Below are 20,710 nucleotides of genomic sequence, written 5' to 3' on the forward strand. Positions count from 1 at the left end.
TTAGCTTAGCGTATTTAACAGCTAGACACAATAGCAATTTTTGCAGGGTTGCAAACAAATTGATAAGATAGGAAAGAACAATTTGAAACGGAGACGAAAACAATGACTTTTACAACCCATTTAACAGCAGAAACGTTGGCATTAGCGGAAAAAATTGAGGAAAGAGTCCGCCCATATCATACGAGAGTAGAAAATATGGCATTCTTCAACCAACAAAAAGTACTTTCAGCATTTAGAACGCATCAAGTGAGCGATTTTCATTTACATCCATCCAATGGCTATGGCTATGATGATGAAGGCCGTGACAATCTTGAACGTGTGTATGCGGAAGTTTTTGGAGCAGAGGCGGCAATTGTTCGCCCTCAAATCATATCTGGAACACATGCAATTACGCTTAGTCTATTCGGCGTGTTACGACCAGGTGATGAATTGCTTTATATATCAGGCCAACCATATGACACATTACAGTCGATTGTCGATGGAGGAGACAAAGATACGGGCTCGCTAAAGGACTATAAAATTGGTTATCGACATGTAGATTTAATCGATAACGAAATGGTTGACTGGTCGGCAGTCGCTGCAGCCATTACACCGAACACAAAAATGATAGCCATTCAACGTTCAAAAGGCTATGCATCACGTCCATCCTTTACGATTTCGCAAATTGCAGAAATGTGTGCCAAGATACGAGAATTAGCACCTAATGCTATTATATTTGTAGATAACTGCTATGGAGAATTTGTGGAAGCACAAGAACCTACAGAAGTAGGTGCGGATTTAATGGCTGGTTCGCTTATTAAAAATCCAGGTGGCGGTTTAGCTAAAATAGGTGGCTATATTGCAGGACGAGCTGATTTAGTAGAAAAATGTGCTTATCGTATGACATCACCAGGAATTGGTGCGGAAGCGGGCGCAACATTAAATACGCTGGGTGACTTTTACCAAGGCTTTTTCCTAGCACCACATGTAGTTAGCCAAGCATTAAAAGGTGCGATTTTCACAGCGGCTATGTTAGAGGAAGTAGGCATGACGACATTCCCAAGTTACCATGCTGAACGTACAGATTTAATTCAATCGGTATCGTTTAACACAGCCGAGCAAATGGTTGCTTTCTGTCGTGAAATTCAAGCGAACTCTCCAATTAATGCGCATTATGCACCAGAGCCTGCTTATATGCCAGGCTACGAGGATGATGTTATTATGGCGGCAGGGACATTTATTCAAGGTTCGAGTATTGAACTGACAGCAGACGGTCCAATTCGTCCACCGTTTACAGCATTTATTCAAGGTGGATTGACATATGAGCACGTGAAATTTGCTATTTGTAGCGCAGTTCAAGGCTTGCAAAAATAGACTTTATTAACAAGGAGGCTGGGACATAACTAAAAAAATTTAAAGAACAGAGGAAAGGTGTTCATAATTTTTTGCTATATGGAGAACTTAGCTATTCTTACTTTTGCAATAAAAAAATTAGAAGTGTTCACTAGTTGTTGATAGCGAAGGCGGTGACTCCAGCTCAGAACAGCACACAATGTAAGACGCAACAGACCGCGCGTTAGCGAGGGTTGCGGCTTACGGTGTGCCCGCGGAAAGCACCGCTGTAGCGGACAACAACGGCATAGCAAAAAAGTGTTAGATTGATTGGGTTCAATCTAACACTTTTTCTCTTTTGTCCCAGCCTCTTGTCTCTAATATAAATAGATAAACTGTAAATGTGTATGTTTCGTTCAGGTATTTTGACTAGTTTTTAACAATTTTGCATCAATTCTAAAAAAAATTAAAAAATCATGTTAGGAAACCTAACATCTTTGTTGACAGTGAATTTTTTTCGTTATATGATAAGCGGGTATTGGGGGGACTTAAATGAGTCGTGAAATTAGACGAACTATGCCGTTATTATCCATGAGTATCGTGATGCAATTGACCGAGCTTTCGGCACGCCAAATTCGTTATTATGAAGAACACCATTTAATTGAGCCACACCGAACAGAAGGCAATCGTCGTATGTTTTCATTAAATGACGTCGATATACTTCTTGAAATAAAAGATTACTTGGAGCAAGGCATGAATATGGCGAAGATTAAAAAAATATTTGCCAAAAAATCAGATCCTGTTGCCGCTGAAGAACCAGATTTAACCGACACAGAATTACGTCGGATTATGCGCGAAGAAATGCGTCAAGCGCAGCGCATGCAAAAATCATCCATCCGACGTGGGGATTTATCCCGATTCTATTAAAATAAATACGAAATGGTTCAAATTACAATCAGTTTATTATTTTTTTAGTAGGGTAGGGTAATGATATAAGCAAGACAATTTATAGGAGTGTGGAAAACTGTGGGTAAATACACAAAAGACGACATCAAGCGTTTAATCGAGGAGAAAAATGTAAGTTTCATTCGTTTACAATTTACGGATATTCTAGGTACTATTAAAAACGTTGAAATTCCTGTTAGTCAACTAGACAAAGCACTAGAAAACAAAATGATGTTCGATGGCTCATCCATTGAAGGCTTCGTGCGTATTGAAGAATCGGATATGTATTTATATCCTGATTTAGATTCTTTCGTAGTGTTCCCTTGGACTTCAGAAAAAGGGAAAGTAGCACGTTTCATCTGTGACGTATACACTGCAAAAGGCGAACCATTCGCTGGTGACCCACGTAACAACTTAAAACGTATCCTTAAAAAAATGGAAGATATGGGCTTCACAAGCTTCAACTTAGGACCTGAGCCAGAATTCTTCTTATTCAAATTAGATGCAAAAGGTGAACCTACATTAGAAGTAAATGACCACGGTGGTTATTTTGACTTAGCGCCTACAGATTTAGGTGAAAACTGTCGTCGTGATATCGTGTTAGAGCTTGAAGAAATGGGCTTTGAAATCGAAGCTTCACACCATGAAGTAGCACCAGGTCAACATGAAATCGACTTTAAATATGCAGATGCTATTACAGCTTGTGACAACATCCAAACATTCAAACTAGTTGTTAAAACAATTGCACGTAAACACGGCCTACATGCTACATTTATGCCAAAACCATTGTTTGGTGAAGCAGGCTCTGGTATGCACTTCAACGTATCTTTATTTAAAGGTAAAGAAAATGCATTTTACGATGAATCTACAGAGCTAGGTCTTTCTGAAACAGCAATGCAATTTATGGCAGGTGTTCTTGCACACGTACAAGGATTCACAGCTGTAACAAACCCAACAGTAAACTCTTATAAGCGTTTAGTTCCAGGTTATGAAGCGCCATGTTATGTTGCATGGTCTGCACAAAACCGTTCACCACTTATTCGTATTCCATCTGCACGTGGACTTTCAACTCGTGTAGAAGTACGTTCAGTGGATCCTTCAGCAAACCCATATTTAGCGATGGCTGTTATTTTAGAAGCGGGTCTAGAAGGTATCCGTCAACAATTAACGCCACCAGCAGCGATTAACCGCAATATTTATGTAATGACAGAAGAAGAACGTAAAGCGAACGGTATTGCGAATTTACCACCAGCACTTGACGATGCGTTAACATTACTTGCACAAGACAAAGTGGCTCAATCAGCTTTAGGTGAACACATTTACGCAAACTTCAAAGAAGCAAAAGAAATCGAGTTCGATATGTACCGTACAACCGTACACCAATGGGAACGCGACCAATATTTAAAAATGTATTAATCAAAAAAACGTTGGAGCTCATGGGCTTCAACGTTTTTTTTTGCCCACAAATCCTTTTGTCAAACCCACAGCTATTTTGACACTCCTAAAATATAGTTATTAATTATTTTAAAAAAACATTTTTGTCAATTATTGAATAATAACCAAATATTTTTTAAAATTTTTTTATGGATGAAAGGAGCATTGACTGTGCAAATAACAAAATTTTTTCATAAGCTACCGAAAGAAAGTAAGAATTCAATTTACTTATATAACTTTAAAAGAGTATTAAATAAAGATGTGAAAATTATACAAAATTCTAGAAGACGTTCCATTGTTTTTGAGGATAAAGAAAATGAAATGATATTAAAGAAGTTATTACCTGAAGGAAAAGGTGATAATGATATTTGTGCGCTGTTGGAGTTACATGATAGTCCATATTTTCCTAAAATGTTCGCTTATAAAAAAAGAGATTACTTATTTATAGAAAAAGCAAAAGGTAAAACACTTCTGGAGATGCTAAAAGAAGGTATAAGTTTGGAAGAATTAAGAAAAATTCTTAATCAATTGATTAAAGCCAAAAAAGAAATGATGAGTGTTAATCGATATGATTTTGATTTTAAACTAGAACATATCTATTGGGATAAACAAAAAGAAATAATCAAGTGGATCGATTTAGGTGTTTGTGTAAAAATGCCAATGGAGTATTCTGAAGAAGAAAAAAATAGAAGAATTGAACAATGTATCATAAAAGTAAAATTAAAATTTTTATTTTATGGCTATGATTTATTTAACGAGATGAATAGGTAGTGCCCATGGGGAGCTATACGCTATAAAAAGCATTGGAGTTATTAACTGCAATGCTTTTTTGTTGCGCAATGGATTGTAAGCTGCTGTTATTCACTTTTTGAAATGTTAAAAACATGCAATCCCTACTTCACAGTTTGGACAAATAATAAAAATTAATGATAGCTAGCTATATGTATTCATTGCAAAGTAAACGGTATTTTTGTAGAATTACACTCACGGTTTAATTAAACTACTTAAATTAAACTATTTTGTTTAGATTATAAATAGACTAGGTGTTCGTAGAAAGGAAGTACTAATTTAATGAAGTTTAAAGAATTTTTAAAAACGAAAGGTGCCAAGGGCTCTATTTTTATGGGGATCTTTTATGCTGTATGTATGTTAGGTATCTTCCTACCAGGTTACACAGCGATACCTGGCAATATTGATGCATTACCGATTGCGATAATTAATGATGATAAAGGGGAATATGGTGCTCAAATAGCTGATAGCTTAACAGAACAGCTTCCATTTAAGGATATTCAAACAGATATTACTAATAAAGAGGCATTAAAAGATTTAGAGGAAAACGACTTAGCATTAGTCGTTCATATTCCAGAGACATTTTCTGCTGATTTACAAAAAGGAGATGTTTCATCAAGCATTGATTTCTCCATTAACGAAGCAAGTGCAACCGCTGTATCATCCTCTATGCAACAAATTGTTATGCAACTAAATGAGCAACTAAGTGCACAGTTTTCACAACAAACAGCGCAAGGGATTTTAATGAACTTACATTTACCACAAGAGCAAGCAGCCAAATTAGCAGAGCAAATTGAAAATAGCTATGTAGGAAATATCGAGACAATGAATGATGTGCCAGACGGTATGCATAACAATATGCTGCCAATGTTCTTAACGATGGCGCTTTATGTAGGTGCTATGATTGGCGCCATGCAATTAGTAGGAGTGTTTAAAGTAAATCGTGGGAAAGCAACGAAAACACGTTTATTCGTTTATATGCAATTAACAGCAATACTAATTGGTATTTTGGCTGGGCTCGTATCAACGGGTATGTCATTTGCTATCAATGATTTATCGGGAACGGATGTGTTCTTCCAAATATTGGGCCAACAAATTTTAATTTATTGGGCATGCTTTAACTTCAATGCGGTTGTTGTATTATTAATTGGGGAAGCAGGAATGATTTTAAACATTCCAATTTTATTAATTCAGACAATCGCTAACGGTGCAACAATATCTCGTGAAATGATGTATTTACCGTATGAGTGGATTAGCCATATTTCACCAATGTATTATTCTGTTCAAGCATACTTTAGCAATATTTTTGGTAGTATTAGTGCCACACCTTTTATTTTAGGATTAACAACAGTTGGATTTGTAGCGATGGTTATAAATGTGCTGATCGTTTGGATGCTTCATAAACCACTACCAATAACTGTAGAAAAATAGAGCAAAGAAATAAGTGCTTAAAATTCTGATGAAGTAAATCATTAGTTTTGATAAAATGGAACTAATATTTGCCTAAGGAGCTGAAATAATGGCAATTCAAATTTTCATTCTTAGCAAGCTTATGGAAGAAGATAATTATCCTTATAATTTAAAAAAACAAATCTCTGAATTACAGTCTCTTGACTCAATTAATGGTTTAACGGAAAGTAAGTTATACTATCATTTTGAATCGTTAGCGAAGCAAGGACTAATCGAGACGAAAGAAGTTATAAAAGAAGACAATCGACCAGATAAGCACGTTTTTGCTATAACGGAAAAAGGACGCGAAGCCTTGCCAAAAAAGATTTATAAATCGCTTGAAAATGCAAACACAATTGGTGATATGGTTATTGGTTTAGCCAATATGAAACATGTTGACCGCGATCGGGTTATTCATATTTTAGAAAAAAAGTTAAACGCGATGCATTCAAAATGGGATAATCTCTTTAATTCAGATAGACAACAGTTTATGAAACCAGGAGTAGAAGTGCTAGCTGAATTTGTTAGCGATTATGCGAATTTTAGAATACAGGGCTCCATACAATACTTAGAAAGACTAATTGAGCACGTCCGAAAAGGAGAAATATAAAAGAAAAAGACTATTTGCAATGATTGTAAATAGTCTTTTTTTGCGCTTATTTATTCAATTGGATTTTTCCCGCAAATCAGTAAGGGATTATTATATAATTGAATGATAAGTGCTAACGAAAGGGGAAAATGCAGCTCTTATTGTATCTTACGTCTGTGCAATTCACATAGGAAGCTTAATAAGATTTTTTTAGCAATTACTTAAGGTGTTATCAGCAAATACTTATTAAAAAATACGAAAATATACTGACAATAAAATTTATAACTAAGGTTATAGTAATTTTTTATGTCCAAATTATGATAATAGTTTTGTTTTTTAAGAATTATATAGGCCTTTGACAACATTGCTTTTACAAAAACTTTAAATATATACAAATAAATTGTAAAATAAAATGATGTTTGTGTTTTAATAGATAAAGAAATATGCGTCATTCACCGTAAGTAATAGAGTCAAAATACATAAATAGGAGTAAAAGAAGACCATGAAATCAAGACAGTTAAGGCTAAAGCATTTAATAATGGGTTTAGCAATGGCAGCGTTTTTTTTCACAAGCATCGGTAGCATATGGAGTGGTTATCGTATGAATGTGGATTCCATCAAGGAAAATTCACTTGAAACAAATCGTGTATATGCTCAAAAATTGGCAACTACCGCAAGCGCCTACTTAGAAGAAGCCTTTCAAATTTTAGGTTACAGCGCAGACCATATGGAATCAATTATGGGCGATGAAGCAGCATTGGATAAAGAAACAGACCGATTGAAAATGCAAAATAATATGTTTAACTCCGTTATAGTATCGAATGCGGATGGTCTAGTACTGTCAGTTTCACCACCTTCTGTAGATGTAAAAGGAAAGTATTTGACCTCTGTAGGAGGGAAAGAGGCGTTATCCAAAAAAACGCCTCTCGTATCGAAACCATATAAAGGGATTACAGGGAGACTTATTATTTTTATCTCGTATCCTATATTTTCAGCGCAGAACGAATACTTAGGAATGGTAGCAGGTACAATTTATTTAAAAGAACATAATGTATTTAATTTGCTGTTAGGGGAGCATTATTATAATGACGGTTCTTATGTGTTTGTAGTAGATGCAGATGGACGTATTATCTACCATCAAGATCCAAGTCGTATCAATGATGTTGTAATGGAAAATAAAGTAGTGAAAGCAGTAATATCAGGAAAAAATGGTGCACAGCAAGTCACGAATACGAAAAATATTGAAATGTTGGCTGGATATAGTGTAGTACCGATAACTGGTTGGGGTGTCATTTCTCAACGACCATTAGAAGTAGCGCTAGAGCCTTCGTTTGATCGAGTACAGGAAGTAGCGATTAATGCAATACCGCTTATGCTGTTGTCGATTTTTGTTTTATTATGGACCGCAGCGCGAATTGCCCGCCCGTTGCAGCAGCTGGCAACATTAACAGAAGAGAGCTTAGATTCCAGAAGTGTTGAAGGGTTAAAGTCCGTACGCAGTTGGTATTTTGAAGCATATTATTTAAAGAGTGCACTTATTCGAAGTTTGTCCTTTTTGCAAGGGCAAGTTTCCTATTTTAAAGATCAGTCGACAACCGACCCTTTAACTGGGGTAACAAACCGACGAACAATGGATGCTACGCTATCTGAATGGGAGAAAAATCAACTGATGCATTCAATTATTTTACTCGATTTGGATCATTTCAAGAGCGTCAACGATACCTATGGCCATGCAATGGGAGATAAAGTACTACAATATTTAGCTCAAAAAATGAAAGCAGTGGCACGTGAAAACGATATTTGTTGTCGTTATGGCGGTGAGGAATTTATCATTCTATTACCTAATACGACTGTTAAAGAAGCAGTAATTGTAGCGGAAAATTTAAGACAACAGTTAGCAAATTCGAATAGTCCTTGTGGTCGTCCAGTAACGCTATCAGCGGGAGTGGCAGAGTATCCTAAAATGGCTAGTACAACAGAAGCATTAATTGAAGCGGCAGATGGAGCATTGTATCTTGCTAAGCAAGCAGGTCGGAACCAAGTAAAAACAGCAGGCGAAAAATAATGTGGTCTATTTAAGAAAAGCGATGAGACATCAAGTGTCTCATCGCATATAAATTAATACCCCATGCCCATATGTTTATGGTGACCCATATGTTGTTGTGGCATATGGCAGTGATTATGTGGCATACCACATAGTGTATGATTTTCACAGCATTCATTTACTACGTTCTCTGTGCAAGGGAAGTAGTATTGATGATCGATGATATGTTTGTTCACTGTTGTAATATGTGCTGGTTGAACGTGTGGTACAACTGTATGAATGTAATTTGTGCGTACATATTGCTCTGGCGGTAAAAATTGTGGTGGGTCAAATTGTGTTGGCATTGTTTGTGGTGGGCAGCATTGTGGTCCTCTTCCATGGTGACGCTTACGATTAAACATGTTATTACCTCCTGTTTTGATAAGTTGTGGTTCATAATTAACATATGAGATGTAAGACTAAATGGTCTATTTGTATGCCTATTAAGGGCTAGTTAAATCTCTTAAATGCCCCAATAGCATGAATTTTCTTGCCCCTGTGATGTTAATTTGAAAAAGTAATTTGGTGAAATGTCAAAAAGGGATTTAGGCTATTTGTTATTTTTACGAATAGTATTACTTTGTAAACAGCAAAAGAAACGAAGATCCAGCTGTTAAATAAAAGTTTCATGAAGACGAATAAAGGATAGTTCTGAAGCCAAGCTATTGGCAAGAACAATCCTTTAATTTTATATTTATATGAATTAAAAAAGAATTCAAAATTGTTTGAGTGACAGGCACCGTTATTTATACCATTGTTCATCAAAATCCAGCTGTAACGCTTTACCAAAGGCTAAACCAAACTGAATAAAACCTCTACCTTTAGCCGTGATAATCCTACCATCCTGAACGATTAGTTCATCAGAGTAATAGCGAAGATCAAAAACACCCAATTGTTTCATGCCTTCAAGTGGTAAACCAACTGTATAGTATTTATTCTTTAGTACACCTGCCTTGGCTAAAAGATAAGGGGAACTTGAAATACTAGCTATGACTGCGCCTTGTGAATCCAATGTCTGAATAAAATATAATAATTCTTGCTCATCTACTAATGTTCCAATATCCATGCAGCCAGGTAATAAGAGACTATCAATCTCCTCTATATTAATATCGCTTAATTGCCTATCGGCTAGACAAGTTAAACCAGATTCGCCCATAATCTTCTGATGATTTAAGCCAACCGTTACGATAGGTTTTTTCCCTTGCATTAATATGGATAATGCTACACTTAATTCATATTCACTGAATTGTGGATATAAAAGTACGGCAGTTTTTTTCATTTTTATCCTCTCTTTTCAATGTGTCATATCTATTAGGAACGGTTGAAATCGTGTAAAGGACTGCTACTTCGAAGTGATTGTACCGATGCCTTTTTCTTAACGCGTCTCCATAAAAATAACAAATAAACAAATAATACAATGCTGATAAGATACGCTGTTAGCCTGGAACTTTCTGCATTTCCCATAAAATTAAAGAAATTATTGAAACCATGGAAGGTAATCGTCAAAATAATAGATTGACCATCGATAATAAGTAACGATAGAACGAGACCTACAAGAAGGGCATAAATAATTTGTATAACGGTATCTTCGAGCGATTGCCCCCCAATAAGCTGCAATGCATGTGTCACGCCAAAAAGAATGCTCGAAAGCGAAATAGCAGTAAAAGTTCCTTTAGATAATAATAAGCGAAGTAAGATGCCTCTAAAAATGGTTTCTTCAATAAAAGCAACAACAAACATTTGCATGAAAAACATGAGTAATAAATCACTAATAGAATCGAAATTCAAACCTTTTGTACCAAATAAAATAATACATAATACGAAAATTAGGGGTAAGTAGACAAATATATTTCCGATATTCATCGGAATAAAGAAGTAATGACGCCATTTCTTTTTTGCCGTTATATAAAGAACGAGAGCGATTGCTAAAGGAATCAATATAGCAAACTGCCAAAACGGATTAGAAGGTTGTTGAATGGAAACGTAAGCCCCATTTGCAACATAAAAAAAAATAAGAAGCAGTTCTATACCTACAATTTTTATAACAATCTTTTTCATTTTGTCGATCCCTTCAAGGTTTTATGCTGGCATTGCCGGAGCTTTTCGTAATGCACTTGAGATGACAATATAAATAATAATAATCATCACTAATAAGCTACCGATTATTTGCAAAGTGGAGGCTTTCGATAATGTCATAAAAAGAGGTGAGTACCATCCGAAAATTACCATCATTATCGGAATCAAAGCCATTATTCCAATAAAACTGTAACCACCTAATGTGCCGAGGCGATAAAAGACGACATTTAAAAGCAGGCTTGAGATTAAACAAAGTAGTAGTAACACGGTATCTATCGCCATTGTTTGAAAAAATGAGTCTGAACTGCTAAAAAAGAAGAGAGGGTGAATAATGACCATGTTTTGATAATCTAATAGATTTGATAGAAAAGTAATCATTTTATGTGTACAGGCAATTATAAATGCACCAATAAGGCTCCAAGCGATGAAAAATAAGCCTACGTTCCAAACATACTGCATACGGCTTAAGCCAAGCTTTAAAAAATAAGGCAATGTTTTATTTAAAATTTTGGCCCCCATCGTACTATAAAAAATATAGACAGGTATAGAGATGGTCATAGCAAAAGTAATATATTGCCCAAAAAAGGTATCGATGAAAAATGACAGTAGGACGATGGCAAATAAAATGCACCAAAAAATAATATTACTTTTTTTATAGCTTTGAAAGAATACATATAAGCTACCTTGTACTGTTTTCATTTTACTAACCTCTCTTTCTGCTGTTTACTTAAATACACTAATAGGTCTTGTAAAGATACATTTTCTAATGAAATATTTTCACCTTCGATTGCACGACCGTGGGCGTAGACAACGGCCGTCATATCATGCATAAAAATATGCTTGTGAATGACTTCTAAGTCTTGTATTGCGCGTTCAACTTCCTGAACATTTCCTTTTACTGCAACAATATACTGATCCCATTGCTCCGCCGTTTTTTGCAGCAATAGCTCGCCTTCTTGCAAAATTAGGATTTCTTCGAACAATTCACTGGCTTCATCTATTAAATGTGTCGATAAAAGGAATAGCCTCGGTTGTTCTATTTGTTGATCAATTAGTAAATCATAAAATGTATTGCGTGCAGCTACGTCTAAGCCAATATAGGGCTCATCGAAAATGGTAATTGCTGCATGACTAGCAAACCCCGTAATAATACCGAGTGCAGATACCATCCCTTTCGATAAATTGCGCACTTTATCTTTAGGGTTAAGGGCAAACACTTGAAGAAGCTCATTTGCAAGTTCTTCATCCCATTTTGGATAGAAAAAACGATTAGCCTTTAAACATTGTGCGACCGTCATATCTTCTTGAAAATTGCCACTCTCTGCAACAAAACAAATGTTACGCAATATAGCAGGTGCATTGAAAACATTCTCGCCATTGATGCGTATATGACCTTCAGTTGTAGGAATAAGCCCTGCTAATAAATTTAAAAATGTTGTTTTACCAGCGCCATTATGACCTAAGAAACCGATGATTTTTGGTCCTTCAATCGTAAATGACACATTTTTTAAAGCATGTTTCTGTTTAAATAATTTGCTAACATTTCTCACATCAATCTTCATAAATTATCCCCTCTGTAACATATTTTGTAATTCTTCATCAGAGATGCCTAAACGGACCGCCTCTTTTTTCAACGGTTCAATATGTTGTGCAAAAAAGTTTTCCTTACGTTCTGCTATTAAAATTTTACGTGCATCCATACTGACAAACATGCCTACGCCTCGTTTTTTATAAATGACACCTTTTTCCACTAATTCGTTCACACCCTTGCCTGCTGTTGCAGGATTTATTTGATACTCTTTGGCAAATTCATTGGTTGATGGAATGCGATCTTCAGACTGTAGTTGCCCATCAAGAATGGCATCTTCAACCCGTTCACGAATTTGCTGGAAGATTGGTTTTTCATTGCTTAACGAATAAATCACAATCCACCTCCTAGTTAATTGGTTCATTACTTATGTAACTAACCATACAACGTAGTAATTAAATTGTCAATTTATTGTTGGTAATTACCTCTATTTTTAAAAATAGTGTTTTCATATAGTTTATTTTCAAATTTTGTCCTTTTATGATTGGACTAGGTTAGCTCGTTTCGGAGTTGCATGCGTTGGTAGGTTATAAAATAGCATGGCAGAGGTCGGAAATGAGGATTTGTTAGAGGAACCATGATTTATTGGTGCTTAGTTGTAGTATCTAAAAAAGACTCGATTCCACTAAAGAGGAATCGAGTCCATATCATTAGAACCACCAGCACCAAATGGGTTACCACAACCACTTTTTACTGTGACTCTTTTGAGTGGTTGGCGTTAGTGTATGAAATAAAAATAGCTGTGTTTTCTTAGCATCTCTACTTTTTTTCAATTTAAACATTTAAATGGCTAGTTTTATTTAGTCAATTCTTTATACAAAACATATTTTAAAGCAGAAATTTCATCTTCAGACAGTTTACCTTCCATTTCCGCTAAGATTTGATCCTCGCTAATTGAACCGTTTTGCGCTTGTTCCTGAATTTCAAATAAACGATTAACGCCCACTTTTTTTATTAACACACGTATCGCTTCTTCCTTAGTTTGGAAGGGAAGAGTTTCCGGATTTGTAGTTGCTGCCTCGCTAATAATTTCTTGAACTTTCGGATCGTTCTCGATATAGGATTTTACTTCTGCTAGATTTTCGTCATCTACAGTAGACTCTACTTTTTCGATAATTTTTTCGGAAGCAATATTTGTCCCAAAATGCCACATGGCATAGCCAGCTGCTCCGAGTAAAACAAGAATTATTGCGGTAATTGTGAATAACTTTTTCAATCAACTCACTCCTGACACTTTGAATATAGCACAACAGCTCAAAAACCACGAAGAAAAGATATTGATGACACTGCCAATTACTATTAGTTGGGCAACAACATTATACAACTTAATTATAGTGGATATTTTACACTTTATGACGTTACGTTTGCACCTATAAGTTGCAACATTATTTGCTGTATACATTGATTAAGGGAATTGAAGCGTACTACTAAAATTATGACGCAACACAGCGTAGAAGTGTTGCGTCATCGGCTTCGATTAGGCGTAGAAATATAGAACGAGGCTGGGGCATAACTAAAAAAATTTAAGGAACAGAGGGAGAACTTAGCTATTCTTGCTTTTGCAATAAATAAAAAATTAGAAGGGTTTACTAGTTGTTGATAGCGAAGGCGTTGACTCCTGCTCAGAACGCACACAGCGTAAGACGCGGGCATTCCGCGCGTTAGCGAGGGCTACGACTGACTGTGCAGAGCGGAAAGCACCGCCGAAGCGGACAATAACGGCGTAGCAAAAAAGTGTTAGCTTGACTGCCATCAATCTAACACTTTTTCTCTTTTGTCCCAACTGTTTTCTTGTTATTATTCAGTTCCCAAGTCATTTTTCACTTCAACCTGCTTGTCATTTACATATTGTAAATAATTTTGAGCTTCGATGAATGGCTGTTGCATTTCTTTAGGCATTGTCTCGACGTCTGGAACACTAGAAACACCTAGTTGTGCCATCGTCGTTTCATAGTTCATGAGGGCTTGTATATATTGTTCATATTCTTCAGCCGTTAAAACGTCTTTACTTGATGGAAGGCCGTTCAATTTGTCAAAGTATGGTTGCACTTCATACATAGCGGCTTTAATGTCCTCTAATGGCTCTACGGGAACTTGAGAATAATCGATGTTGCCATTGTGATTACCATATTCAATTTTGGCACTTGTAAAGACATTTAGTAATTCTTTAAATTGTTCATACTCTTCTTTTCCGAGGTCACCTTTTGCCTGATCGAGTTTGGCATTGAATAATAAGTAACTTTCCATTGTCACATTCGCAGCATGTTTTTTTAGATTATCAAAAGAACCATATAATTCATCGGCAAGTAATGCTTGATAAGCAAATACGCCTGTTGGAATCATTAACGAAGCGGAAATCACAGCGATAGCTAATCGTTTCTTAACAAAACGATTTAATTTACCACCTCTTTCAGATTTTGCTTTTTTAATGCCCAATTTACTTCTTTCATGGATTTCTGCAGGGATTTCGATTTGTGAAAGCTCTTGTTTAAGATGATTATGCATAGCTATCTACCTCCTTTAAATTTTGACGAAGCTTGTCTAGAGCGCGGTATAGGACAGACTTTGCGGTTCCTAGTGGGATATCTAATATCTCCGAAATTTCCTTTAATGTCCGATCATCATAATATTTTAGTAAAATGACACTTTTTTCATCCTCTTGTAAAGTATCAATCAGCTTGTTTAAAGATAAAGTCAGTGCAATATCTTCATCTTCTGTCCTCATAAGCATGTCTAGGTTTGAATTTAGCGGAATTACTTTTTTATTTTTATTGATTAAGTTTAGTGCACAATTAATCGTAATTTTCATAAGCCATGTCTTGAAAAATTCTGGCTTTTTTAATGTACTGATTTTTTTAAATGACTGATAGGCCACTTCTTGAACAAGATCTAATGCATCTTCTTTATTTTTTACATAGACATAAGCCATTCGATAAATATCTGCTTCGTACTGTTGGAAAAGCATTACATAGGCTTTATCATTTCCTTTTTGTGCTTTCTTTACTAAACGTTCAAGTTTCATCGTAATTCCTCCTTTCGTTTTCGTTGTACGTCTATTAGACAAACGATAAGGTGTTTTGGCTTAAATTTCTTTTCAAATAATTAAAAGTTTTTGGCAATTGGATGTCCATCATGAAAGTATAGCTTTAAATGTAACGAGATTCATATGGATAATTAACCCTCGTTAATGTTTTATAATAATCATGAAATTAAGTAGTCTTCTTTTAGTATTGAAATTTAATTTAAAATAGTATAAGATTTACAAAATTATATATGAAAAGCTATGAAAAGAAGAGTAAACATACGTACAATCTACAGAGACCTCCGGGAGCTGAAAAGGAGGGATACAAAATATGTTGAAACAAGGCTTGGAGCTGTGCATTGGATTTATTTGTTGAGACAATGATGATGCAACGTATTCTCACGTTAACGGGATAGAGTATCGCACGATTGTTTAAAATGCCGTACTCGATAAGGTTGCTACAGCAATGTAGAAACGAACTGGGGTGGCACCGCGATATGACTCGCCCCCAAGATACTATCTTGGGGGTGAGTTTTTTATTTTGTTTTATTAAAAATAAAATAGGAGTGGTGATAATGTCCAGATGGAAGTATCCTTTAATGCTATTAGGGGGGATAGGCATTTCAAATGTGGGTGCATGGGTTTATTTGATTGCACTTAATTTAATTATATTGGGTGAAACAGGTTCCCCACTTGCCATTGCTTTATTATATATCCTCGGTCCAATCGCAACGATTTTTTCAAATACTTGGGCAGGTAGCTTAATTGATCGGGTAAATACACGGCTACTTATGATGGGATTGGACTTGTTCCGGGCATTATGTATTGCAGTAATTCCTTTTTTACCTTCGCTTATTTATGTCTATGTACTAGCATTTATCATTAATGTGGGCAGTGCTATATTTCAGCCTACATCAATGGTTTATATGACGAAACTAATCCCTGAAAAAGATCGGCAACGTTTTAATGCACTACGTAGTTTTATCAATTCTTGTGGTTCGTTAATAGGTCCTGGCATTGCGGGTATATTATTTTGGATGGGCACACCTTATACCGCCATTCATATAAATGCAGTCGCATTACTTTTTTCGGCGCTTATTATCATGATACTACCTAATGTCGATGTAAGAGACAAAGAGACAGAAATGCAAAGATTTTCATGGGAACTAATAAAAAATGATTGTCATATAGTTTTTAATTTTAGTAAGAAAAATGCCTATATTACCAAAATCTATTTATTATTTAGCAGTACTACGATAATTATGACTGCAATCGATTCTCTAGAGGCAGCATTTGCTAAAGGTGTACTGTCAATTTCAGATACTAATTATGGGTATTTATTAAGTATCTTTGGGGCTGGCATTATCATCGCGTCCTTCATTAATTCTATATTTACAAAGCGACTCGCGGTGAATCATTTAATTGGTGTTGGCACAATTTTCACCTCAATCGGTTATCTAGTATTTTATAATGCGAGCGGTTTTTTTAGCGCGGTACCGGGTGTATTTTTAATAGGCTTTGCTGTAACATTTGCAAATACAGGCTATTTGACTTTTTACCAAAATCATGTGCCTGTAAAGATAATGGGAAGGTTTGAAAGCCTCTTTCGTGTTATTGAAGCAAGTATAATTGTTGCTGTAACGGTTGTAATAGGTTTGGCCGCTGAATTCACCTCCATTCGACCTGTTGGGTTAATTGCTTCAATGTCCTTCTTGTTCTTAGGGTTATTAGCTTGGAAAGCAGTAACGGGTTCAAAACGGCAAGCGTATTTTAAAAAAGGGGTATCTTCTTTCAATAGTTAATAAAGCAATAGAGGAGGCAGAAAAATGAAATTTATTGAATGTGAAAAAGTGACTAATGAGGAGAAAGCGCATATTTTTCAAGCGTTATTAAATTATAATCTTTCAAATCTTGAAGAAAAAATAGTAAAAGATATTGGAATTTTTGTCGAAGATGAAAAAGGAACTAGAGTTGCTGGGCTAATTGGAGAGACACATGGAAATTGGCTAGAAGTTGAGTATTTATGGGTAAGTGAAGAACTTCGTGGACAACATATTGGTACGAAACTGATGGATAAAGCTGAGAAGATTGCTAGAGATAGAGGTTGTAAATATGTATTTCTGAATACGTTTAGTTTTCAGGCACCTGATTTTTACGTGAAGCTTGGCTATAAAGAAGAATTTGTACTCACTCATTATCCACTAACAGGTAAGCGATATTATTACACAAAAAAGCTTTAAAAAACGATTGTACTATAAAGTTTTGAAATGGCGGCTGTGTGCACGAATGAGAATAAAAGTTGACTTTTCAACAGTCGAAATAACATACCACATAAAGGACTTGCGCATAAATACACGCAAGTCCTTTGTGCTTATTGCCGGCTCTCTTCATTGAATGATTAATTTTAAAAATTATTTTTAACTATTCCGATAAGAATTATGAGTGGGACAAAATAATTCTTCCTCGGAATTTCTAACAATAGAAAAGTGTTCAACATTATAATGACCGTGCAGTGTAGTATTATGATGCTGTATAATTTGTTCGGAACTTAAAATAGCATTGCCCAATGTTGAATGCCCATCGCCCACTAACGTTACATCAAAACCACTGATTGTTGCCGTTCTAACAGCACTATCTATACAGTGCTGTGTTTCACAGCCCATCATTACAATATGTTCAATATGCTGTGTTGTTAAATGTTCAAGCAGTCTTGTCCCATAAAAAGAATTTGTTGCAGATTTATCAAAGATCTTTGCTTCAGTAGGTACAGTAATTTCATTGTGAATTTGAAATCCTTCTCCCTGTCCTTCAGCTACATCAAGATCCCTCACAAAAATAATTGGAACTGTTGCTTCTATTGCTTTGTTAATTACTTTATTAATAGTAATAATAAGCTTCTCTTTATTGAAAATTTGACCTTTTTCTTGATTTCCATCAATTAATGCTTGCTGTGCGTCGATGATTAATAATAGTTGCTTCAAATAATTTTCCCCTTTCAAAATGTGGGGAGACGCTAAAAGATTGGTTACTTAGTCGTAATCCCCTAGTTTTTTAAGTACCTATTTCTTCTGTTTATCATCCTATCTACCTCCTAAACAAAATTTGACTACCTAGTCAGTTAAATTATACCATCTGTGATGATGATCAAATACTGTTGACGAAGTAATACACCAGATAATGCTATACTTCAATTACTCTAGTACTAATAAGGAGCATGATAAGATGGATGTAAAGTATATTCATTTCAATGAATTTGGTAGCCCTAAAGAGGTATTAAAACTCGAGTATAAAACGATTGAACCACCTAAGGATAATGAAGTGCTTGTACGAATGCTAGTAAGACCAATTAATCCCTCTGATTTAATTCCGATTAGAGGATCGTATGCTCATCGTATAGCATTGCCCAACATTCCAGGTTATGAAGGGGTTGGAATTGTTGACAATGTAGGTTCTTCTGTTTCGAAGAATCTTATTGGTAAACGTGTGTTACCTTTACGTGGAGAAGGAACATGGCAAGAATTTGTTAAAACATCAGCAGAATTTATCGTTCCTGTACCTGATTCAATAGATGACTTTACAGCTGCTCAAATGTATATCAATCCAGTTACTGCGTGGGTAGTTTGTACAGAAGTGTTAAAATTAAAAACAAATGATGTTTTATTGGTGAATGCTTGTGGTTCAGCTATTGGACACATTTTTGCTCAATTTTCTAAAATAATAGGTTTTCGATTGATTGGCGTGACAAGAAATAATAAGCATACAGAGAAATTACTTCATCTAGGAGCTTCTGATGTAATAGATACTTCTAGAAGTGGTCTTTATGAAACCGTTATGGAATTGACAAATGGAATAGGTGCAAATGCAGCAATTGATTCGATTGGAGGCTCTGATGGCAATGAATTAGCTACATGTGTCCATCCTAATGGGCACTTCTTAACCATAGGTCTACTATCAGGAATTCAAGTCAATTGGGCACATATTGTCAATAGCGCACAATTGAATGCCAATATGTTTCATTTGAGGAATTGGAATAAAAATGTATCCGTAAGCAAATGGCAAGAAATGTTTATTCATTTGGCTACGCTCATCAATGACAAAAAATTGCACTTAATGCAGGTCGATTCCGCCTATGACTTATCAGATTTAACAAAGGCAATTGACGCTGTTGAAGCTACTAAAAAGACGAACGGTAAAGTATTTTTAACAAGCTATTAAGAATATTTCTAAGCAATGAGTCGGTACGATGTTCTGCCAGTATAATTTATTAATGGGCTTCACTTTCGTGAGGTCCATTTTTGTTTATCGATAGAGTAGAATGGATAGCTTCCTTCCATTAATCACTAAATAGGTTGATTGTAATTATGTGAAAATATAAAATAGAGTTTGTTATAGATTACCAAAATAGATTTATAATGGTGATTAATACATACGAAAGAACATAGTAAGGGAGTGTACTGGTTGATAAAGATTAAACATTTAGTATTAGGATTGGGCTTCAGTTTATTATTATCAGGTTGTAATAGTGAAAAAACTGTTAAGGAAGAAAATGAAATAAGGGCTGAATCAGAAATTCTTGCTTTAGAAACGCTTTTAAAGGAAAAGAACTATGAAGATCTTTTGGTGAAATTAGAAACTTTAGATTTACCAGAATCGGAAACTGATAAAGTAGATGAATTTAGTACAAAATTTGTAGACCAATTGATAAGTGAAAATAATTATACTTTTATAAGTTCGAAGTATTACAGAATTAGGTCAGCGGTCAGTCGTGATAATTGGATTAAAATGGAGAAGTTTTCAAAACAGGGTAAAGAGTTAGTGCTGAATGAAATGGAACAAGCTGTTAGAAATAAGGATTTTCAAAAGGTTCAAGAAATGTTTGACAATGAAAAAGGACTTCATGATAATGAGGAATTTTTAGCAATGTATAATTATGCTCTTTATTTACAAACTGACCAAAATTCCTACAAGGCTTCAGGAGCTTTAGCACTTGCTGTTGATCCTAAATATTATGGGAGAATGAAAGATGAAATTATTGCAGGGGTAACGAATACATCTTATAAAAGTCCGTTATCATTCGGACCTATAACGAAAACCGATTGGAACTATATTGAAAGTGAATATCAGCGAAATTTAAATACGATGATTATAAGAAAGGAAGAGGCGAGAGTAAGAGACGAAAAAATTGAAGCTGCTAGAGGGATGAATCCTACTTTAGGAATGACCTATGACGAAGTAAAAGCATCTTTATGGGGTGAACCAATTGATATTAATAGAACCGTAACAGTATACGGGTCGTATGAACAATGGGTTTATGGAAATGGTCAATACCTTTATTTTGAAGATGGCATTTTAACAAGCTTCCAAGATTAACTAATTTTAAATATTCATTCAAAAACTTTCAGATTCATTAAGAATTTGAAGGTT

Annotated in this window: 21 protein-coding genes and 1 other annotated feature; of the genes, 11 read left to right on the top strand and 10 right to left on the bottom strand. The window is 35.3% G+C overall.

What is annotated here, in order from left to right; all coding sequences use genetic code 11:
- Window positions 1-102: 102 nt before the first annotated feature.
- The 7 genes from MHH88_RS05745 (at window position 103) to MHH88_RS05775 (ending at window position 8,582) form a co-directional block, all read left to right on the top strand.
- On the top strand, window positions 103-1,353 hold the full coding sequence (locus MHH88_RS05745; protein WP_339261777.1) for a methionine gamma-lyase family protein: 1,251 nt from the start codon (window positions 103-105) through the stop codon (window positions 1,351-1,353).
- Between the two features lie 510 nt (window positions 1,354-1,863).
- Window positions 1,864-2,238 carry a MerR family transcriptional regulator gene (locus MHH88_RS05750; RefSeq protein ID WP_069509993.1) on the top strand — a complete coding sequence of 125 codons (375 nt, stop codon included), beginning with the start codon at window positions 1,864-1,866 and terminating at the stop codon, window positions 2,236-2,238.
- Window positions 2,239-2,337: 99 nt separating this feature from the next.
- Window positions 2,338-3,672, top strand: coding sequence for a type I glutamate--ammonia ligase (glnA, locus tag MHH88_RS05755; protein ID WP_024361926.1), 1,335 nt, complete (start codon window positions 2,338-2,340; stop codon window positions 3,670-3,672).
- A 171-nt stretch (window positions 3,673-3,843) separates the two neighbouring features.
- Entirely contained in the window at window positions 3,844-4,461 is a 618-nt protein-coding gene (locus MHH88_RS05760) for a hypothetical protein (RefSeq protein ID WP_339261778.1), read from the top strand.
- Window positions 4,462-4,761: 300 nt separating this feature from the next.
- Window positions 4,762-5,910 carry an ABC transporter permease gene (locus tag MHH88_RS05765; RefSeq protein WP_339261779.1) on the top strand — a complete coding sequence of 383 codons (1,149 nt, stop codon included), beginning with the start codon at window positions 4,762-4,764 and terminating at the stop codon, window positions 5,908-5,910.
- An 88-nt stretch (window positions 5,911-5,998) separates the two neighbouring features.
- On the top strand, window positions 5,999-6,538 hold the full coding sequence (locus MHH88_RS05770) for a PadR family transcriptional regulator (RefSeq protein WP_069509987.1): 540 nt from the start codon (window positions 5,999-6,001) through the stop codon (window positions 6,536-6,538).
- 481 nt (window positions 6,539-7,019) lie between these two features.
- Complete coding sequence (locus MHH88_RS05775; protein ID WP_339261780.1) at window positions 7,020-8,582, top strand: sensor domain-containing diguanylate cyclase; 1,563 nt, start codon at window positions 7,020-7,022, stop codon at window positions 8,580-8,582.
- A gap of 53 nt (window positions 8,583-8,635) precedes the next feature.
- Here MHH88_RS05775 and MHH88_RS05780 read toward each other — a convergent pair whose 3' ends face one another.
- From MHH88_RS05780 to MHH88_RS05820, 9 genes are all read right to left on the bottom strand, one after another.
- Entirely contained in the window at window positions 8,636-8,962 is a 327-nt protein-coding gene (locus tag MHH88_RS05780; RefSeq protein ID WP_024361604.1) for a CotD family spore coat protein, read from the bottom strand.
- 380 nt (window positions 8,963-9,342) lie between these two features.
- Complete coding sequence (locus MHH88_RS05785) at window positions 9,343-9,879, bottom strand: DJ-1/PfpI family protein (RefSeq protein ID WP_339261781.1); 537 nt, start codon at window positions 9,877-9,879, stop codon at window positions 9,343-9,345.
- 32 nt (window positions 9,880-9,911) lie between these two features.
- Window positions 9,912-10,658, bottom strand: a complete 747-nt coding sequence (locus tag MHH88_RS05790; RefSeq protein ID WP_339261782.1) for a CPBP family intramembrane glutamic endopeptidase — start codon at window positions 10,656-10,658, stop codon at window positions 9,912-9,914.
- A gap of 21 nt (window positions 10,659-10,679) precedes the next feature.
- Complete coding sequence (locus tag MHH88_RS05795) at window positions 10,680-11,375, bottom strand: hypothetical protein (RefSeq protein ID WP_339261783.1); 696 nt, start codon at window positions 11,373-11,375, stop codon at window positions 10,680-10,682.
- Window positions 11,372-12,238, bottom strand: coding sequence for an ABC transporter ATP-binding protein (locus tag MHH88_RS05800; RefSeq protein WP_339261784.1), 867 nt, complete (start codon window positions 12,236-12,238; stop codon window positions 11,372-11,374). The genes MHH88_RS05795 and MHH88_RS05800 overlap by 4 nt, the downstream gene beginning before the upstream one ends.
- Window positions 12,239-12,241: 3 nt before the next feature.
- Window positions 12,242-12,601, bottom strand: a complete 360-nt coding sequence (locus MHH88_RS05805) for a GntR family transcriptional regulator (protein ID WP_069509974.1) — start codon at window positions 12,599-12,601, stop codon at window positions 12,242-12,244.
- Window positions 12,602-13,060: 459 nt separating this feature from the next.
- A complete protein-coding gene (locus tag MHH88_RS05810; RefSeq protein ID WP_069509972.1) occupies window positions 13,061-13,480 on the bottom strand; it encodes a hypothetical protein in 420 nt (139 codons plus the stop codon).
- Between the two features lie 581 nt (window positions 13,481-14,061).
- A complete protein-coding gene (locus tag MHH88_RS05815) occupies window positions 14,062-14,769 on the bottom strand; it encodes a DUF3600 domain-containing protein (protein ID WP_339261785.1) in 708 nt (235 codons plus the stop codon).
- Window positions 14,762-15,286 (bottom strand): sigma-70 family RNA polymerase sigma factor, encoded by a 525-nt coding sequence (locus MHH88_RS05820; RefSeq protein ID WP_339261786.1) that lies wholly within the window; start codon window positions 15,284-15,286, stop codon window positions 14,762-14,764. Before MHH88_RS05820 ends, MHH88_RS05815 begins: the two co-directional genes overlap by 8 nt.
- Window positions 15,287-15,538: 252 nt before the next feature.
- Window positions 15,539-15,799: a binding site (T-box leader), on the top strand.
- Between the two features lie 62 nt (window positions 15,800-15,861).
- Here MHH88_RS05820 and MHH88_RS05825 point away from each other — a divergent pair.
- Both MHH88_RS05825 and MHH88_RS05830 read left to right on the top strand, forming a co-directional pair.
- The gene (locus MHH88_RS05825) at window positions 15,862-17,088 is read left to right on the top strand and encodes an MFS transporter (RefSeq protein ID WP_339261787.1); all 1,227 of its coding nucleotides are present in this window, start codon (window positions 15,862-15,864) and stop codon (window positions 17,086-17,088) included.
- A gap of 24 nt (window positions 17,089-17,112) precedes the next feature.
- Entirely contained in the window at window positions 17,113-17,526 is a 414-nt protein-coding gene (locus MHH88_RS05830; protein ID WP_339261788.1) for a GNAT family N-acetyltransferase, read from the top strand.
- A gap of 177 nt (window positions 17,527-17,703) precedes the next feature.
- Here the strand turns inward: MHH88_RS05830 and MHH88_RS05835 are convergent, their stop codons facing one another.
- A complete protein-coding gene (locus tag MHH88_RS05835; RefSeq protein ID WP_339261789.1) occupies window positions 17,704-18,267 on the bottom strand; it encodes a cysteine hydrolase family protein in 564 nt (187 codons plus the stop codon).
- A gap of 241 nt (window positions 18,268-18,508) precedes the next feature.
- Between MHH88_RS05835 and MHH88_RS05840 the strand changes: the two genes are divergently transcribed.
- Window positions 18,509-19,501 carry a zinc-dependent alcohol dehydrogenase family protein gene (locus tag MHH88_RS05840; RefSeq protein ID WP_339261790.1) on the top strand — a complete coding sequence of 331 codons (993 nt, stop codon included), beginning with the start codon at window positions 18,509-18,511 and terminating at the stop codon, window positions 19,499-19,501.
- 243 nt (window positions 19,502-19,744) lie between these two features.
- Window positions 19,745-20,656, top strand: a complete 912-nt coding sequence (locus MHH88_RS05845) for a hypothetical protein (RefSeq protein ID WP_339261791.1) — start codon at window positions 19,745-19,747, stop codon at window positions 20,654-20,656.
- Window positions 20,657-20,710: the final 54 nt, after the last annotated feature.

It is taken from the genome of Lysinibacillus sp. FSL K6-3209 (genome assembly GCF_037976175.1).
Classification (GTDB): Bacteria; Bacillota; Bacilli; order Bacillales_A; family Planococcaceae; genus Lysinibacillus; species Lysinibacillus sphaericus_D.

Bases quoted from the DNA above. Each gene is read 5' to 3' on its own strand.
- MHH88_RS05825 (WP_339261787.1), top strand. From the start codon at position 15,862: ATGTCCAGATGGAAGTATCCTTTAATGCTATTAGGGGGGATAGGCATT.
- MHH88_RS05770 (WP_069509987.1), top strand. From the start codon at position 5,999: ATGGCAATTCAAATTTTCATTCTTAGCAAGCTTATGGAAGAAGATAAT.
- MHH88_RS05745 (WP_339261777.1), top strand. From the start codon at position 103: ATGACTTTTACAACCCATTTAACAGCAGAAACGTTGGCATTAGCGGAA.
- MHH88_RS05775 (WP_339261780.1), top strand. From the start codon at position 7,020: ATGAAATCAAGACAGTTAAGGCTAAAGCATTTAATAATGGGTTTAGCA.
- MHH88_RS05785 (WP_339261781.1), bottom strand. From the start codon at position 9,879: ATGAAAAAAACTGCCGTACTTTTATATCCACAATTCAGTGAATATGAA.
- MHH88_RS05750 (WP_069509993.1), top strand. From the start codon at position 1,864: ATGAGTCGTGAAATTAGACGAACTATGCCGTTATTATCCATGAGTATC.
- MHH88_RS05820 (WP_339261786.1), bottom strand. From the start codon at position 15,286: ATGAAACTTGAACGTTTAGTAAAGAAAGCACAAAAAGGAAATGATAAA.
- MHH88_RS05800 (WP_339261784.1), bottom strand. From the start codon at position 12,238: ATGAAGATTGATGTGAGAAATGTTAGCAAATTATTTAAACAGAAACAT.
- MHH88_RS05790 (WP_339261782.1), bottom strand. From the start codon at position 10,658: ATGAAAAAGATTGTTATAAAAATTGTAGGTATAGAACTGCTTCTTATT.
- MHH88_RS05795 (WP_339261783.1), bottom strand. From the start codon at position 11,375: ATGAAAACAGTACAAGGTAGCTTATATGTATTCTTTCAAAGCTATAAA.
- MHH88_RS05815 (WP_339261785.1), bottom strand. From the start codon at position 14,769: ATGCATAATCATCTTAAACAAGAGCTTTCACAAATCGAAATCCCTGCA.
- MHH88_RS05840 (WP_339261790.1), top strand. From the start codon at position 18,509: ATGGATGTAAAGTATATTCATTTCAATGAATTTGGTAGCCCTAAAGAG.
- MHH88_RS05760 (WP_339261778.1), top strand. From the start codon at position 3,844: ATGAAAGGAGCATTGACTGTGCAAATAACAAAATTTTTTCATAAGCTA.
- MHH88_RS05765 (WP_339261779.1), top strand. From the start codon at position 4,762: ATGAAGTTTAAAGAATTTTTAAAAACGAAAGGTGCCAAGGGCTCTATT.
- MHH88_RS05830 (WP_339261788.1), top strand. From the start codon at position 17,113: ATGAAATTTATTGAATGTGAAAAAGTGACTAATGAGGAGAAAGCGCAT.
- MHH88_RS05780 (WP_024361604.1), bottom strand. From the start codon at position 8,962: ATGTTTAATCGTAAGCGTCACCATGGAAGAGGACCACAATGCTGCCCA.